This is a genomic window from Pseudoalteromonas byunsanensis, from assembly GCF_001854475.1.
GTDB classification, from domain to species: Bacteria; Pseudomonadota; Gammaproteobacteria; order Enterobacterales; family Alteromonadaceae; genus Pseudoalteromonas; species Pseudoalteromonas byunsanensis.
Genome location: NZ_MNAN01000028.1, coordinates 392337 through 410431, shown reverse-complemented (window position 1 = coordinate 410431; position 18095 = coordinate 392337). Strand labels below are relative to the sequence as shown.

Here is an 18095-nt window from a genome sequence, read left to right as displayed (position 1 = left end):
CTACACTAAAACGTAATGGCCGCTACGCCAAGCGAGCGGGTATCTGCTTAATATTGGGTTGACCCGTGATTAGTATGGCCCTTCTTGAAACATCAGCGAGAAAATAAACAGTAAATCTAATCTCGTCAATTTCTTTTTTATAATGCGATTGATTTGCCGAACATCTGAACTGTTTCGAATAAAAATTATTGTGTCTATAAAAATGATGAAGCCCCCTTTAGTGGGTCTTATAAACTAAGAGATGTGAGAAACTGTCGTTCAAATCGCTCTATATAAACCCTTATCCAAAGCTAACTTTAACTTTTAAATCATATTACTAACTAGAAAATTGGGGAATCGAAAAGAGTTAAGGCAGGTGCCACACTAGAGTATTGTTGTTCATTCAATACAGCAAAACTAACATCATTATATTTACTCTTAACGAGTAAATTTTTTCGTTGTTCAAGGCCTTATTTTTAGTTTAAAAAGTGCATGTCCAATTAACTTAAGGCAAAAACAATGAAAAATACACTTCTTGGTATGGTTACAGCACTTACTTTCGTTGCAACAAGCAGCTTAGCTGACGAAAAAACGGTTGCACCTCAAGAGCTAGTACAAGAGTTTACGCAAATGTGCTTAGAGTGGGCAAATGACGATGGCGTAGACGCGAATGACGTTAAAAAGTACGTATTAGATTGCGTAAATGAAGAGCTAACAAGCAACAGCTATCAAACAGTAAGCAGTGTTGATATCTAATCTCAGATTATTAAGTCTAATCACCTCATTCAGACTTCACTAAAAAGCCGGGTTTCCCCGGCTTTTTGTTGTTACTTTTTCTTCTTCGATGCTTTGGTTTCTATCACCCACTTACCACCTTCATAAGTGGCTTTCCAGCCTGTGGCCTTGCCATCAACCTCAGTCATCACATACTGAGTTTTAGTTTTCCGTGAATAGCGAACAATTGCTAGATTGCCATCATCGTCTTGTTCAGGCGCATCTGCTAAGTAATGAAACTTAGGAGATATCCTATCTCTGAAACGTTTAAGCTCTGCAACCTTTGGTGCCCGAGTTTCTCGTGATTTAGGGAACGTATGAGCCGCTAAGAAAATGCCTGACGCGCCATCACGTAATACAAAATATGCGTCCGACTTCTCGCATTCAAGCTCTGGTAAGTGGACAGGGTCTTCTTTGGGTGGCGCAGGTTCACCATTTTTTAGCAGCTTGCGAGTATTTTTACACTCTTCATTGCTACAACCAAAATATTTACCAAAACGTCCCGACTTAAGCTCCATATCTGAGCCACATTTATCACACTCAATGATAGGACCATCATAACCTTTGATCTTAAATGTACCTTTCTCGACAACATACCCTTTACATGCAGGGTTATTACCACACACATGCAACTTACGCGTTTCATCGATAAGGTAAGAGTCCATCGCCGTTTCGCAAATTGGGCAACGCTTCATTTGCATTAATGTTTCTGTTTCAACGTCTTCAACATCTGCGGCAATCGCCTCGTCACCCGAAACTAAGTTCATGGTTGTAGTACAGCGCTCTTTTGGCGGCAAATTATATCCTGTACAACCAAGAAACACGCCGGTAGATGCAGTACGAATACCCATTTTACGATTACAGGTTGGACAATCTATATCTGTCTCAACCATCACGTTTTGACGCATACCGCCTTCAGCTTCTTCTCCAGCAGCAATTTCAAGCTGTTCCGAAAAATCGGCATAAAACTTATCTAAAACCTGAGTCCAAACACGCTCGCCTTCGGCGATATCATCGAGTCTGTCTTCCATCTTTGCTGTAAAGTCAAAGTTCATCAGATCATTAAAGTTCTCAACTAAGCGATCGGTAACAATCTCACCCATTTTTTCAGCAAAAAAACGACGGTTTTCAACCCGAACATAGCCTCTATCCTGAATGGTTGAAATAATCGATGCATAAGTCGAAGGGCGACCAATGCCTCTTTTTTCAAGCTCTTTAACTAGGCTTGCTTCACTGAATCGAGCTGGTGGCTTGGTAAAGTGTTGTTTAGGGTCTAAAGCGACTAAATCAATCTCATCACCTTCACTTACTGGTGGGAGAGATTGATCTTCTTCATTTTTCTTACGAACTGACGGTTGTACTTTAGTCCAACCATCAAAGCGCATCACGCGCCCTTTTGCTTTTAACGTATAGTCATCAGCTGCAACAGTCAGTGTTGTCAAATCATATTCAGCAGCTGTCATTTGACAAGCGACAAACTGACGCCAAATAAGTTCATACAGCTTCTTCGCATCTGCATCAACACCCTCAACATGGCCTGATAAAACATTTACATCTGAAGGACGTATTGCTTCGTGAGCTTCCTGAGCGTTTTCTTTCGCACTGTATTTAGCGGGATTTGCAGGTAAATATTTATCACCAAATTGGGTACCAATGTAATCTCGGCACATCGCAACCGCGTCATTTGATAAATTGGTTGAGTCCGTACGCATGTATGTGATGTAACCCGCTTCATATAAGCGTTGAGCTAACATCATTGTTTTCTTTACACCATAACCTAAACGCGTGCTCGCAGCTTGCTGCATGGTGGAAGTTATAAACGGCGCACTTGGTTTGCTCTTGCTGGGTTTCTCTTCAACCTTAACAACACGGTAAGCGCTCTTTTCCAGCTCAGATACCGCTTTCATTGTTTGCGATTCATTTACCGGTTTAAAGGCATTGCCTTGATATTTTGTAACCTCTAAACGAATTGGTTGTTTCGCAGCAGTGACATCGGCGTGAATATCCCAAAATTCTTCAGGAATGAAAGCTTTAATTTCTCTTTCACGCTCTACTAAAAGTCGCACAGCAACAGACTGAACTCGCCCTGCTGACAAACCTCTGGCCACTTTTTGCCAAAGCAAAGGAGAAACCATAAAACCCACAACGCGGTCTAGGAAACGGCGCGCTTGCTGAGCATAAACCATATCAGTATTAAGCTGGCCTGGCGTTTCAAAGGCTTGCTGAATAGCGTTTTTGGTAATTTCGTTAAATACAACACGCTTATATTTTTCAGGCTCACCACCGATGATCTGTTCGAGGTGCCAAGCAATCGCTTCCCCTTCTCTATCCAAATCGGTTGCGAGATAAATTTGGTCCGCATTTTCTGCCAGCTTTTTTAACTCTTGTACTACCTTCTCTTTTCCTGGCAGTACCTCATAGTGGGGTTCCCAGCCTTTTTCTGGGTCAATGCCCATACGTGCAACGAGATTCGCATAATCTTTGTTTTTCTTATATATGGCCTTTTCTTCAGGAGACATTTTTCTGACTTCAGCCGGACTTTTAGTAGCCAAGCCTTTTGTCTTTCCTGCACCGGATGTTGGCAAGTCACGCACATGTCCAACACTGGATTTTACGATATAGTCCTTACCTAAGTATTTATTAATTGTTTTTGCCTTTGCGGGAGACTCTACAATTACTAGCGATTTGCCCATAGCTGCCTATTTTTGACCCATTCTTGTCTGAGTTTTTGCCCATCTCGGGCGATTAATATTTATAGGTATATCTACAAACACCTATTGTTACAAGCTTTAAATACAATCTTTTAGCTGATTAATGATTAATTACACAATTACTGTTGCTATTTTAAGCAAAAAGTACAAAGCCAAATTTAAGCAGCGCAATATAAAGGAATCGATACAAAAATGCCAACCCGAAGGTTGGCATTTTGCTTTTTATTATCCAGCGTCTTTGACTTTTAAGCTGGCCGCCGAAACCACTCCAGCGGGTGTGGTAAAGGCAAATAACACCTGACCATCTTCTCTTTGGTTCGCCTCAATTTCATTGGAAATGGTGAACTCAATTACTGAGGCATCTTTTCTTGACAAGTTAGGCACGACAAAACTTGTTTCGCCTGTGTAAACTCCGTTATCTGCACTCACTTGGATCTCCGTTCCTTGAGGCAAGGGGTTGTTATGAATATCGCTGTAATATAGAAATACTTGAACACTGCCTATATTATCTGAGGTGTTAAAGTTAACCTGTTTAACATCACAATATGCATCGAACTCTGATGGCTCAAGTTCAAGCGCCATCACATCTTCTATCTCTAGATCACTGCAGTCTTGTGGTATTGAATGCCCATTGGCAAGGCTTGCGCTCTTACTAACGACAAATCGGAAGTGAGCGTCACTACCAGACATTATAATCTCAGAGGTATCAAACACATCGATGATTGATTTGCTACAAGCTCCCGCCTGTTGTTGTGCGGCAGTACAACTTAAACCATTGTATTTCCGATCTTTATCGGTAAAGGTGCCATCACCATTACTGTCCCATAGTTTTTCAAAGTGCCCTGCATTAGTATTTAATGGAGAACAAGGGTTTGAGTCACTATTTGGTAAACAATTAGTTCCGTCATAGCTACCATTTTCGTTGTCGTCACGAAACGCCTCTGGCACATCGTAAACTAGGCTAAACTCATTCTCATCGAACAAACCATTGCCGTTTACATCATTGAAATTTTCTTCACCGTCGGTAATAGCAATCAAGGTTGCACGACCGGCCAATGGCACACCATCCTCATGGACTGATGCATCTAAAATTCCATTTGTACAAGGTGCTGAGTTACCAAAGTATAAATCACAATTACGGGTGCTTTCTAACACAGTTCCAGCTAGCTGGTTGTTACCAACGTTCAAAATCTGTTGATGACTTGGCGCTGAGTTCCCTTGTCCCACTAAATAAGACTTTTTGGCTTGATATAACAGCTTAGGATTGTATGAATCAATCCTGTTACCCCAATAATCTTGAGAACATCCCACTTGATTAGCTTGTGCACAATTAATGGGGCTACGAGGGTCGCTTGCTGGTTTATTGGTAACAAACGGGATCACATTTTGGCTAACCCAAGTTGCACTACAGCGTCCATCGGTGGTCTCACACTCTAACTCAGCGTTAAACTGCGTACCATCAACGGTCCCTACAGCTCCTCCCTCTGTACTAATGTACACTTTGGTGCCATCGTGCACGAAATTTCCATATCTATCGGCGACATTGACCACTATCGGTACTTCTTTATTACTTACATTCAGTGTTTCAGTATTAACGGTCTCGACAGACAATGACATCGTCGAGTTTACAGGTAAACCACTGGTCACACTTAAACGACTCGATACCGACATAATCGCTTCATCTTGCGGTACCAAGCTTATCACACCGCTAGGACAGTCGCTCGGTTTTGAAGAAGACGTACATTCATCAAAACGTTCCTGCCAACAGGTTACTTCATCGTTGCTACTGCTTGGGATAAGCTCACTTGGAATAAAACATGCCTGAACCACAAAGCTTGAGGATACATTCCCCGAACTGACTATAACTTTGGCTTCGCCCACTGAATCTGTGCGCACGCTTCTTGGCACCAACGTTGCGTCACTGTGCTTTGCTCTGAGTCTGAAATCTAATCTTTGATTCGCGGCTCCGCCGCTTAGACTGTTAATGAGTTTGAAGGTTAACTCAGATGATTCTTTACGCTGCGGTCCACCGGTGCCTCTAAGCGCTAATAGACTCTCTGAGGCATCAAGAAACTCAATCGCTTGAGGTTTGGCTGGTGACACAGGAATGATCACTTGCTCAGTCTCTGAGTTACCACCTTTTGAAATGGTTACAGAGACTGCATCACCCGTTGCAATATCACAGCCTAAGTTTTTATAGGTTGAATAGGCTATGCCCCCTACGCTGGTCGCATTACTATCAACTTGCGCCTTGTCGCTTTCAGCACAACCAGAAGAAAATGCCACATCCAAAGGCGCAGTTACAAAATCCCCGTTTTGATCTCGGATTTCAACAGTGATCAGCGTGGTTTCACCCGCCCCCAATGCAATGGTATTCCCCTGTGCGTCTTTACGAAGACCATTGTCTATGCTCAAAGAGAGATCCTCAGCACCGCTGGTAAAAGCGAACTCGGTTTCCACTTCATTAAAGCTTGCTTTTAGTTGCCCAGCCCCCCCTTGCAATGGTGGGCGGTACTTAAACAGCGCAAAACCAAAGTTGTCAGTTACACTCTTCTCACCCGACAAAATCGTACCAATATCAGCTTCTAACTCGACCAATACGCCCGAAATTCCAAGCCCTGACTTCGTACTTGAAGCGCCTACCAACACATCTACTTCTTGAATTGCATCAATTTGGTTGGTGGCATTACATACTGTAGCCAAGTCGCTAAGTGCGGTTGTATCACGTTCTTTTTCCCAACCTGCCGGGCAATCTGCTAACACTTTTATTGATAGTTTGGTACCGTCTTCTTGCGCATCAGCTTCATCACCCGATGAATAGAACACTGATTTATCAGTGTAAGTTTCACCTTCTGAGTCTATATATGTGACCGTCACTTGACCCCAGCCGCGATTTTCTCCACTGGCTATCGTAATAGTCGCAACGCCAGAGGCGTTGGTCGCACCAGTGCCCGACTCAGGACTGAGTCTACCTGCATGAAGCAAACTAAACTCAACAAGCGTACCAGTAACAGGCTCATCCCCTTTGGTGAGCGTTGCTGTCACAATACCAGAGTTGTCCTGTGAAATAGGGTTATTTTCATCAAAAGTTTGTCCGTCACTGTCTGCCACTTGGATAGTCAGTACAGTATCAGCACTTTGATCAGGCGTGCCGTCAGTTCCATCGGTATTTTTCTCAATTGAACCACCACCACCGCATGCAGTCAGTAGCAAACTCAGCATCATGATGCTTAACCAGCGCATTAAAGGCATTAACCTCTCTCCCTAGCACAATTTTGAAGTTAAATTTTTCCTCATACTACCCTAGAAAGCGCTCAGAAATCACAGTTTTTTCGTATTTTCTCACCGATTTTTTTTGGTCAAATGCAAGCGGCCTGTTAGGCTATGCAGATCTATTGTTGTCGATCTCAATTATGAACATGCAAAAAAATAACAAAATGAGTTTAACCACACGGATTATGCTGGGTATGCTAGCCGGCATTATTCTGGGCTTATCACTACAAGCTCTGTTTTCAGGCCAAACCGAATATTTAATTCCTCTAGGCCTATTCGATTTTCCTGTAAAAAGCTTTCTAGTAGATGGACTTTTTCATGTGGGCGGGCAAATTTTTATTGCCAGCTTACAAATGTTAGTGGTTCCTTTAGTATTCATTTCTTTGGTATGCGGTACATGCAGCCTGAGCGACCCTAAAACACTTGGTCGTCTAGGAGGTAAATCTATTGCCTTATATTTGATGACAACCGCTATTGCTATTACCGTCGCCATAACATTGGCGCTGATTATTGCCCCAGGTATTGGTCAGGAGTTACCAAGTAACGCTAGTTACGAGGTGCAAGAAGCACCAACTTTTGCGCAAGTGATCATCAACATGTTTCCTACCAACCCTATTAATGCAATGGCAAACGGAAATATGTTACAGATAATCGTTTTTGCATTGTTATTTGGTATTGCCATGGCTTTATGTGGTGAGCCGGGTAAACGTGTTGCCAAGGTATTTGATGACTTAAACACTGTGGTGCTTAAGTTAGTAACCATTTTAATGAACTTGGCGCCTTACGGGGTGTTTTGCTTAATGGCAAAGCTGTTCACCACCATAGATATTAAGCTGATTGGTAGTTTGGCAAAGTATTTCTTCGTGGTTTTGGCTGCTTTATTTATACACGCTCTTATCAACTACTCTATCATTTTAAAGGTGCTAACAGGCCTTAGCCCAATTACCTTCCTCAAAAAGATGAAAGACGCATGTATGTTTGCATTTAGTACATCAAGCTCAAGTGCCACAATGCCAGTGACACTAGAGACTGCGACCAAAAAACTCGGCGCACATAATTCAGTAGCCTCATTCACGGTGCCACTTGGCGCAACCATCAATATGGATGGCACCGCGATTATGCAAGGCGTAGCAACAGTATTTATTGCACAAGTCTATGCGATTGTTTTAAGTATTGCGGATTATCTAATGGTGATTCTAACAGCCACATTGGCATCGGTGGGGACGGCAGGTGTACCTGGTGTTGGTCTGGTGATGCTGGCGATGGTACTTAATCAAGTTGGCTTACCTGTTGAAGGGATCTTCCTAATTATTGGTGTAGACAGGCTGTTAGATATGACTCGTACAGCGGTCAACGTAACCGGTGATTGCATGGTGACTTGTATTGTTGCCAAGTCAGAAAATGAGTTTGACCTAGAAACCTTTAACGACCCAGAGGCTGCAAAAGAACTTGAAGAGAAAACCTCTCTGTAACCATACAAGCTCTCTAACAACGCTAATTAGAAAAGCCCCAAATATGCATTTGGGGCTTTTTACGCTGCTCAATATACAAAGCTCGCGGTAGATTTAAATTACAGCCCAGTTTTCAAGAAGCGCTTAGTAAAGACTCTGTCTGAAATTGGCTTATCAATTTGCTGATCAAATATAATTAGTGTTTTGTTATGAGTCATATGATCAATCATTTCGATTCGATTCGGTCGCCATACTTCTTTATTGTTCTGACCATAAAACTTGGTTACATCAGCGGATGTCCTTGTTTTCATATGCTCGCCCTTCTTGTCGTAATATTCCTCTTTAATGGCCGTAAAATAGTCTTTTTCAACCCAAATAATACGCTTACTGTAGGAACTCTCTTCAATGCGTTTTTGTGTAACAGGTAGCGCCTCTATCACCCATGTGGGCTTAACTACACCCAAAGCATCTGTTGCCTCTTCTTCACGCAAGATTTTATAGCTATGATTTGCACTACCAACTACACCGTCTGCTATTTCCATGTCTTCATAGGTAAATTCGGTTCCTACGAAACTTTCTCCAATATCAGATGCGGCAATACGCCTAGTTTTTCTAAGAGCAGGTAAAAAGATCCAACGGTCAGCATCTTCTTCCGCACTTTCCTTTTCTAAGGTCAGGATCCGAGTGCCTTTTATACTGCTAGGTTCCACAAACTCCACGTAGGTTTTTCGAGCGATGATATTGCTATCGTCAATGCGAAGTTCCAGTACTCGATTTCTTTCCTGTCCTTTTGCATTGGTTAATTTCATTTGTAGTGTTGAGTACTCAGTGACACTCTTGCGTGATGCTTCATTGAGTATCATGATTTCTTTCGCAGTTAACTCTGATTGCTTCTTTTTCGCAAGTTGTGCATGAATACTTGCATGTGCATTAGCTTGCTCATTAGCGCTCAGACCCGTGCTTATTAGCCCTGATGCTAAAAATGCGGTTAACGCCCATTTACTTATAAGCTTAGTTCGACTCAATGTCATTCTCATGTCCTTTTACTTCTTTAAAATCTTCAATATAGGCATACTGCTTGTCAGTATATTCGCTCTCAAGCGGCATCATCTTTCTTAAATTCAATAATGTATAGTAAGGTGCATCCTCAATCATACTATTGTAAATAAAGCTTGGAACACTCCCCCCAGGATCACTCAATGCGGAAAATACCACCTTAGTCTCAGCTTCAGAAACCGGGATGAATTGCCAATAGCCCTCAAATTTAGGGATACGAACATATTTCTTTGTCTTCGGCATCAAGTCGCTTTTGGATTGCATAGTCACCGTCACAACTTTACTTACCGAATCTTGATATGTTTGGTTAAAGACCACGTTATCTCTATCCTGAGTGGGCCATGGCGTAGATATGATTGAATATGATGTGTACTGTTTAAAGTCTGGACTGTATGGCTCAATTACATCTACTGATTCCAGTGCGTGTATCCATTGATGAGCAGACTCAAGATCATGTAGCAATGCTGTCAACGCGCTCAGCTTGGCAGGTACAATAGTAACTCCTCTGAAGCGCTTGATATTTTCCCCTTGCTCTTCGCTTACGAATACTTTTATATCGTTTTTGTCACGGACAAGCTTTTCTGCGTTTGCAGAAAAGCTTGTAACAAGAATCAAAGCTGCTGACGCAAAGCCTTGTAACCTGCTCATACTTTACTCCCTTGTGCACCTTCAATCACCTCTGAAGGCAAGCCACGATTGGTTAAGCGGATCAAAGTAGGTAGCATAAACAGCGAAATTACAGCACTCAAGATCATAGACATCGCAACTAGTACGCCTAGATTGCGAATGGCTGCATAGTCTGAAAAGTACAACATGAAAAATCCACAAGATAGTGTCAGGGAGTTGACTAAGATCGGACGGCATACTGTCTGCATTGTTTGTGCTAACGCGCTGTTCACGTCTTCGTTAAGCTCTGCAAAGTTGCGTTTGTAGACACTAATGAAATGAATACTGTAATCGATGCCAACGCCAAAGCAGATACCACATATCATAGAAGTACCGATGTCTAATGGGATATCCAACAGGGCCATGATCCCTGCTAGCATTGCAATGGTAGAGATAAGTGGTGCAATTCCAATAAACCCAAGCACAAAGGATCTAAACAAAATCACCATCAGAATCGAGATAAGGGCGACGGAAATCACAAAGCTCGAAATCTGAGAGTTAATAATTTCAGGTATATTACTCGCCTGTAATTCACCAGTACCAATAACATGCATCGTAACTCCAGAGGGCAGCTTACCTTCAGCATAGGCTGATACAGATTTGATAATATCCTGCCATACAGTACCCTTATCTGTGTGGGATAGCGCTATAATTCTGGTATTCATGTAATCATAATCAATCACATCCAAAATTTCTGTGCCTTGCCCAAACTCATAAAGTAGAAAATATTGTGAGATCAACTCTTGAGTTGCAGATTCAGGCAAAGTGCTCTGCCCATCATCAGCAATTACGTCATGAATTCTATCAAGGTAATCTACATAAGACAGTGTATAGCCAACATGTTCATGGGCTGAAATATGTGCTTGAATATCTCGGACAAACGCCGCCATTTCAGGCGTCTTCAATATCTCTTTTTGCTCTGACTCAAACCAAATTGATACTGGGATAGTTCCACCAAAGTGAGCATTAAGCGCATCATTATCTTGACGCACTCTCGTAGAATCAGAAAATGAAGCGATATTCTCATTATCTACAACCACTTTGCTGCCCAGTGTACCCATAGTGCCAATCAATACTACAAGAGCTAAAAGCACCAACCATGGTTTAGACGTAGACAACTTGTTCGCCTTAGCGCCAAACTTTTCAACAACATTGAGTAACCCTTTACTGGTTGCTTTAGCTTGCGCTTGATTGCTTTTTAATCTTGGCAAGATAAGCGGGAGCATAGTCACGGTTAAAATAAATGCGAATACAACACCAATCGCCACAAACAAACCAAACTCACGAATGAATGACAAATTCGAACTAGACAATGCGAAGAAGCCAAAAAACGTTGTTATTGTTGTTAATAGCATGGGTAGCATTAAGTGATCTAAGCTTTTCACCACCGACACTGTTTGATCATACGACTGCTTATATTTGTCGTAGGCAGTCAAGAAATGAATCGCATCTGCGACCGCTATTGAAATCAAGAAAACAGGGATCATATTGGTGATGATATTTAGCTTGAAACCAAGCAAGCTAACCACACCCATGGTCCAAATCAACGTTACAATTGCAATACTCAAAGGTAGCCAAATTCCCTGCCAACTTCTAAAGCTAATGAATAGCAATAGCGCGATAACAGCCACCACAAATGGAAAGAATTTGTTGTTATCCTGCTCCACAATTTGCGTAATTGCCGCCATATAAGTAGCGGTTCCACCAATATGGAAGCTATCAGCTGAGTCGGTATTATTGAGTACATCAACGACTTTACCGTAAAACTTTTGCAAGTTGTATGAGTCTTCCTCATCAATTAACAACTCGATTTGTATCATCGTTGACTTGCGGTCCGCAGAGATCAAAGAGTCTATAAATAGTTTGTTCTCATAAGCCTCTTGCTCCAACTTTCGAGCTTCTTCCACATTTTTAGGAACAGTTTCCATGAGATCATGAATGTCTAAAAATTCATCCTTTAACTGAATATTCTCAACATTCGCGATGCTACGGATCCTAACTATTGGTGCAGCTCGAACCAAAAGCCCTTCAAGATAATGAATAGTATCAAGCTGTTGCGGTTGTGTTGCTCGAACATGCTCAAGTAGCTTAGATAATTTAAACTTATCATCTTCGTTAACGCCGTGCTCAAGGATCGCATCAATTTGTGCGCTGCTTTGCTGATCAGTTGCCAATGCCTGCAACGCTTCGGTGTCTTTCTCAGTGACTAGGTTAAGAGTTGCAAATGCCTTACTTAACGCAGATACCTGCTCTAGTGACGCAACATTAAAAATACTGTCTTTATCTGTCACAACCCCAACAAGAATCTGCTCACCTGAACCCGAATAAATATCCCTAGCTCTATCCATATGGATACGGCCTTCGTGCGTTTTATCAAGCAAAAATAGAGATGGATTGACTTTTATCCAAAGCAGTTGAACTGCAAAAAACAGTGAAACAATGACCAACAAACTAGTTAGCAACTTGCTGTTATTCAAAACAAAGTTACTATATTTTTCGGTGAAACTTTTCATTTGGTTCATATAACTAACCTGTAAAATCAATTAACCTGAGCTTAAACACAGGGCTCAGCATCTTGCTGAAAAGATGGTGTGTCTGAGGATGTTATCTGTGCCTCAAAAGTTTGTTTTTTATACAAAGCACCTAAATAATCGAACACCTTGATAGCATCTTGTATAGAGCATTCAATCGCTACATAGCCATCCGGTCTGACTAGCAAAGCAGACTCTTCTCCTAATAATGTGAGCCGTTGCAGCTTGCCTGTGCTATCAACATAGTGCTCATAGCATTGACGTGAATGTGAGCTTTGATGCTCTAAAGAGGCAGGTTTTTGGCTAATTAAAAATGCCTTTAAAAAGTCGCCTGTTAGGTAAGGAGTACTTCGAAGTAGCTCATCGCAATCATCTGAAAGAGCATTAGTTATTAACAACAAGCTGTAATGTGTGCCAGTTAGTAAATCAAACAACCTTTCTGAAGCACCACTTAAGCTATCGCTCAAAGTACAATCCGGCATTCGCTTACCAACCAGTTTGCTGGCTTGATTAGCAATAGTCAGTTGCGAGTCACCATAATCAACTAAAAATCCCGCAGCTTGTGAAACCACATTCGTTTTAAACTTATGGGTGCTTGCAATACGCGGGACGACCAGATCTCTAAGAACTCTCAACACAGGATTCGCCATATTTAAAAGCTTCATTTGTTGATTCGTTCTATCAAGAACCATTTGCGCTACTGGCCGCCTTTCACGGCTATAACTTTCTAGCAGTATGGGTGACGCTCCATATAGTAAGCTATGTGCTATCTTCCAACTTAAATTGAAAGCATCTTGAATTCCCGTATTGAGACCTTGACCACCGATTGGACTGTGGACATGACACGCGTCACCCGCAAAATAGATGTTATTTTGGTTGTAATTATCGATTAAACGCTGCTTAAAATGAGCAATAGACAACCACACGGGATCGCTAAACGATGCGTGCTCTATATTTTTATCACGTATATACTTATTTACTACTTCTGGGGTCAGCTGCTCTTGGGTGAGTGCATTCGTTGATTCATCAACAACCACACGCCATAGCCCGTTAGGTAGTGGGAAAAACATAATATAGCCCCCCCCCGCTACATACACATGACCAATTTTGTCATCTCCATGCCAGTCGAGTTTGCCATCAGCAATGATATAGGGAGTTTTGTAATCAGACCCTACAAATGGAATATCGAGTAAAGTTCTCACTTCACTTTTGATCCCATCTGCCGCTATCATGTAGGCAAAATAGCCCGACTCCTGCTTATCGGCACTTTTAAATATGGTGGCCACACTATTGTCCTGTTGCTTAACGTCAATAAGCTCAACACCTACTTCCACCGTACCACCGAGTTGCTCGTACTTCTGTTGTAATATCTCTTCTAAGACATTTTGAGGGATGCTGGCAACATGCTGATACGGAATATCAAGTACATCAAATGTATAATTGATTAGCCTCTTGCCGTTACTGTAGATGTGCATCCCTTCAACAAAGTGTGCTTTGTTACGAATATCATCCAAAACCCCCATGTCTTCAAACACTTCCAAGCTTCTGGAGTGAATTGCGAAGGCCTTTGAAAATGGCTGTCTTTCAAGCCTTTTATCTATAATGCGATGCTTAATGCCAAACCGTTGTAGCTGAATTGCTGAGGTTAGACCTACAGGACCCGCACCTACGATAATGACTTCGTCATTAGATTTAAATTCAGTCATTTTTCGTCCTTAAAACTATTAATTAAATGATTGTTTATTAGAAACATCTGTAATGAGGATGATCAGCTACCTCAAGTAGTTCTTTGTCACCGCTGCTATCGCCGTAGGCATAAATTTCATACCTCTCGAGTGGACCCAAAATCTGTTGAAGCCGAACAACTTTCTCAGGACCTTGGCAATGATCACCAATGAGCTGCCCCGTAAGTTTGTCTCCAGACAATTCAAATCGTGAGCCGCTATATGCGCAAAAACCCATTTTCCTCGACCAAGGCTCGATGTATGACTCCGCGGCATTCGAAATTAAGATACATTTATGATTGTTTTCTTGATGCCAACGTAATTTCGCCAGAGCTTCGGGTCTTATCCACGGGTCTATAGCGCCTTGAGCAAAGACTTGCCCTTTTTCAAAATAGTTTTTCGAAGAAACCCCCGTCATACAGCGGCGGATCATCACTTCACGCGCGTCCATCAAGGCTATTTTTTTTCGCCACAAACGAATAGCAGTGGGCACTAACGTGATAGCCACGAGCCAAAACTTAATCGGCCCAACCAAACTCACCAAATATCGCCAAAATGTATGCCTGTCGGTGAGTGTTTTATCAAAGTCGAATACCGCTACAACTTCTTTGCTCTGCGCTTGTATTGTCATGATTTTTTCCTACAAAATTAAAAATCTAATCGCACGCAACTAGGCTTCAGCCAATTCGCGTATCGCACTGTATTTGTCTTTGTTCATGATCAGCCCTCTACCACTGACATTACCAATGACTCGCCCATGCTGTACTAAGTAGCAGGTGCTATTCATTCGATGTAAAACACCATCTACGAGTAATTTGTCGGTAAATTTGGCCAACATAAATACAGGCGCATGTTGCTCTGCAAAATGCGAGAAATTGATCTGCATATCGTCAAGCACAAATGGGTGTTTCAGTGGTACATTGTGAAAGCAATGCGCACTTGCTAAACCAAATTGGCGAACAGCTTCAATAAGATACAAACCGGGGATATGGTCTTGAGGGTGTTCGTAGAAAAACGGGTGCTGTGGGTCATGATACAGCTGTGAAGCATACCAATCGCTATCATCTATACGAGACATTTCTGCGATTAGAACATTATGTTTTTCATGCTTGTGAACTAGCTTCTGATCAATCTGAACATGCTCAGGCTGCCAAGTTCCCAGCCACTTTACAGCTGCAGATAGCTCATCCTGATCCGAGAGTTCAGATTCTACCGCGCTGCTTTCATCAACACTGTTGTCCATATATGTTTGTAAACTGCTGATGGGTGAATCATAGAGCATCTCATAAGGAATATCCGCCAAGGTAGGATAGCGTTTCATCAAGGCTTCTCTCAGATCTACTACCATCAAGGAGTCGAACCCCATATCACTCATCAGAGTTGCATTTACATCTACTTTCTCTGCGGTTGTTTTCGCAAGCAATGCTATCTGATGCAGTGTGAATTCACCTGCCGAATTATGGTCTACTTGCTGCGCTGTGGGTATCTCGACTCGTGTACTACTTGGCCCACTTTTAGACGGTTCTAACAATTCAAACCAGTACCGCTCACCTTGAAAAGCGTAACTCGGTACAGGTATTTTGCTCACCTGTTTACCATAGTACCAACCGTGTAATTGCATTCGATAACCCTGTGCATAGGCACTTGAATACTGAGCTGCTATTTCAGGCCAGGGCGTATAATCGTCACTTTCTATGAAGCCAGAAAAAACTAAGCTATTGTCAAACACGTTTGGTAGCAATAATCCCGCACTACCTAGAATCACTAAACGCTTAGCGTTCATTTTTTCTTGTAACACCGCCATCGTATTAATATCAGATGCTGCCAGCTTAAAATCACTATCACCGTGCCTTGTAAAAGTGCGCACTGTGGATGAGTACTTACTCGTAATTGACGGTGCACTCGATAGTATATTTGCCAGTTCAGATACACCCACATTGTTAATTATAGCGAGAACAAACTCGTCATTTTCTAGCTCGGAACTGACCATGTCTGGGCTAAACCCCAACTGAGACCACATAGTAAATAAAGCGTACTGACACAAAATGGCATGTTGGGATATCTCTTGTTCACTCGCATGAGCATATAGCTCACCACGAAGCAATGCTTCATTGAGCTCAGAGCGAGACTGCAATGCTTGACTCAACTCATCATAGGCGTTTCTAAATGCTGCACTGGTGCGATAAAACTGCTTGCAAGTGCGTAACTCATGCTCAAATATTTGACCAAAGTGTACATTTGCCTTCGTTAATGCTTTTTTTACGCTGTGCTGATAGCTTTGTAGCTCACTATCTAAGGCTTTTGACAGCTGTTCCTTGTTAGCTCCATGCACAAGTATACTGTGCTCAAAGTCACTACGGCCTATGTTGTAGCTATAACAAATATTTGCGACCATATCTTGTGAACAGTTGGCCAAAACTGATTTTGCTCGTTCGATATTTTCTCGTAAGGCCGCTTGCGATTGCGCCGATATTCTCAGTACGTGATAGTGGTATTGCACCGAGTTTGAACTAGCCTCCTCAACTTGTGCTTGCTCTTTATCACCGTCATATTGCGCCAGTATCATATGTACATTTGTGCCACTAAAACCAAATGAGCTTACCGCTGCAACGCGTGTTGAGCGCGGGGCTGTTTGCCAAGTTTGTAACTTTTGACTCGGTGCTAAATTTTCATGTTGCAAATCAATATGAGGATTAACCTCTGTGCAATGAAGGTTGGCTGGGATCACACCAGTTTGCAGTACTTTCGCAGTTTTAATCAAACTGGCAACACCCGCTGCTGATTCAGCATGCCCAATGTTACTTTTTAGAGCCCCTACAATGAGCGGTTGTTCGCGACCTGCTGCGCGTCCATACACGCAGCCCAACGAACGAGCTTCAATTGGGTCTCCCAGCTTAGTCCCCGTCCCATGTGACTCAACATAACCGACATCTTTAGCTAGCATCCCAGCATTATTTAGCGCTGTGCGCATTACTCGCTCTTGAGAAGGTCCGTTTGGTGCACTAATACCTTGACTTAACCCATCTTGATTAGTCGCACTACCTTTGATAACACAATAAATGAAATCTCCATCCTGCTGAGCCTGAGATAGTCGCTTGAGCACAACCATTCCAACCCCTTCAGAACGCACATATCCGTCAGCACTGGCATCAAATGTTTTACAATAACCCGATGTTGAATGCATTCTTGCCTGAGACTGTGCAATTGTTGATGTTGGTGATAGCAATAGATTACATCCACCAGCAATCGCAAAATCACACTCTCTACTACGTAAACTTTGACACGCTAAATGCACAGTTAACAAAGAAGACGAACATGCTGTATTCAACGTCAAGCTAGGTCCTTTAAAGTCGAAAAAATAGGATAGACGACCCGATAAAACACTTTCGTGATTGCCGGTATTCATTTGCGCCAATATCTGGTCGTTACTCAGTTGATTAACCATAAGATCTGAATGATCTTTGTTCATCACACCTACAAATACGCCCGCATTTGCACCTCGAATACTCTCAATTGGCATTCCGGCGTTCTCCAAAGCAGCCCAACTAACCTCTAATAGCTGCCTCTGCTGCGGGTCCATACACTCTGCTTCATGAGCTGTTGTTTTAAACAGTTCAGCGTCAAAGCGCAGAATTTCATCTAACAAACCAGCTTTGGGTGAATATGTTTTACCTTTTTTTGGACCATTCTTGTCGAAAAATTTATCGTGATCCCAGCGCTGTTTCTTCATATCTACAACACTGTTTTTACCCTCTACTAATCCTTGCCAAAATAACTCAACATCATTTGCACCCTCTGGAAATCGACAGCCTATTCCTACAATCGCAATAGGTTCAGACTTCAAGTTAGTTAACTCCGAATTTAAGCTTCTTATCTTGGTTAAAGCGTTTTCCATCAGTTGCCGCGTCTGATCTTTATTGGTCACAACCG

At 42.2% G+C, this 18095-nt stretch carries 10 protein-coding genes; 2 read left to right on the top strand and 8 right to left on the bottom strand.

The window, feature by feature from the left end:
* Window positions 1-498 precede the first annotated feature (498 nt).
* Complete coding sequence (locus tag BIW53_RS09415) at window positions 499-735, top strand: hypothetical protein (RefSeq protein WP_070991575.1); 237 nt, start codon at window positions 499-501, stop codon at window positions 733-735.
* 71 nt (window positions 736-806) lie between these two features.
* On the opposite strand, the gene topA is transcribed toward BIW53_RS09415, so the two are convergent.
* Both topA and BIW53_RS09405 read right to left on the bottom strand, forming a co-directional pair.
* On the bottom strand, window positions 807-3446 hold the full coding sequence (gene topA, locus BIW53_RS09410; RefSeq protein ID WP_070991574.1) for a type I DNA topoisomerase: 2640 nt from the start codon (window positions 3444-3446) through the stop codon (window positions 807-809).
* Window positions 3447-3689: 243 nt separating this feature from the next.
* Window positions 3690-6716, bottom strand: a complete 3027-nt coding sequence (locus BIW53_RS09405; RefSeq protein ID WP_070991573.1) for an Ig-like domain-containing protein — start codon at window positions 6714-6716, stop codon at window positions 3690-3692.
* 167 nt (window positions 6717-6883) lie between these two features.
* Here BIW53_RS09405 and BIW53_RS09400 point away from each other — a divergent pair, with 167 nt between their 5' ends.
* Complete coding sequence (locus tag BIW53_RS09400; RefSeq protein WP_070991650.1) at window positions 6884-8209, top strand: dicarboxylate/amino acid:cation symporter; 1326 nt, start codon at window positions 6884-6886, stop codon at window positions 8207-8209.
* 98 nt (window positions 8210-8307) lie between these two features.
* Here the strand turns inward: BIW53_RS09400 and BIW53_RS09395 are convergent, their stop codons facing one another.
* From BIW53_RS09395 to BIW53_RS09370, 6 genes are read right to left on the bottom strand one after another with little or no spacing between them, the layout of a single operon-like run.
* A complete protein-coding gene (locus tag BIW53_RS09395) occupies window positions 8308-9219 on the bottom strand; it encodes an outer membrane lipoprotein-sorting protein (RefSeq protein WP_070991572.1) in 912 nt (303 codons plus the stop codon).
* The gene (locus tag BIW53_RS09390) at window positions 9200-9892 is read right to left on the bottom strand and encodes an START domain-containing protein (protein WP_070991571.1); all 693 of its coding nucleotides are present in this window, start codon (window positions 9890-9892) and stop codon (window positions 9200-9202) included. The genes BIW53_RS09395 and BIW53_RS09390 overlap by 20 nt, the downstream gene beginning before the upstream one ends.
* Entirely contained in the window at window positions 9889-12432 is a 2544-nt protein-coding gene (locus BIW53_RS09385; protein WP_070991570.1) for an efflux RND transporter permease subunit, read from the bottom strand. The genes BIW53_RS09390 and BIW53_RS09385 overlap by 4 nt, the downstream gene beginning before the upstream one ends.
* Window positions 12433-12464: 32 nt before the next feature.
* Window positions 12465-14147 (bottom strand): FAD-dependent monooxygenase, encoded by a 1683-nt coding sequence (locus tag BIW53_RS09380; protein ID WP_070991569.1) that lies wholly within the window; start codon window positions 14145-14147, stop codon window positions 12465-12467.
* 37 nt (window positions 14148-14184) lie between these two features.
* On the bottom strand, window positions 14185-14796 hold the full coding sequence (locus BIW53_RS09375; RefSeq protein WP_084228114.1) for an HAD-IB family hydrolase: 612 nt from the start codon (window positions 14794-14796) through the stop codon (window positions 14185-14187).
* A 39-nt stretch (window positions 14797-14835) separates the two neighbouring features.
* On the bottom strand, window positions 14836-18090 hold the full coding sequence (locus BIW53_RS09370; protein ID WP_070991568.1) for a beta-ketoacyl synthase N-terminal-like domain-containing protein: 3255 nt from the start codon (window positions 18088-18090) through the stop codon (window positions 14836-14838).
* Window positions 18091-18095: the final 5 nt, after the last annotated feature.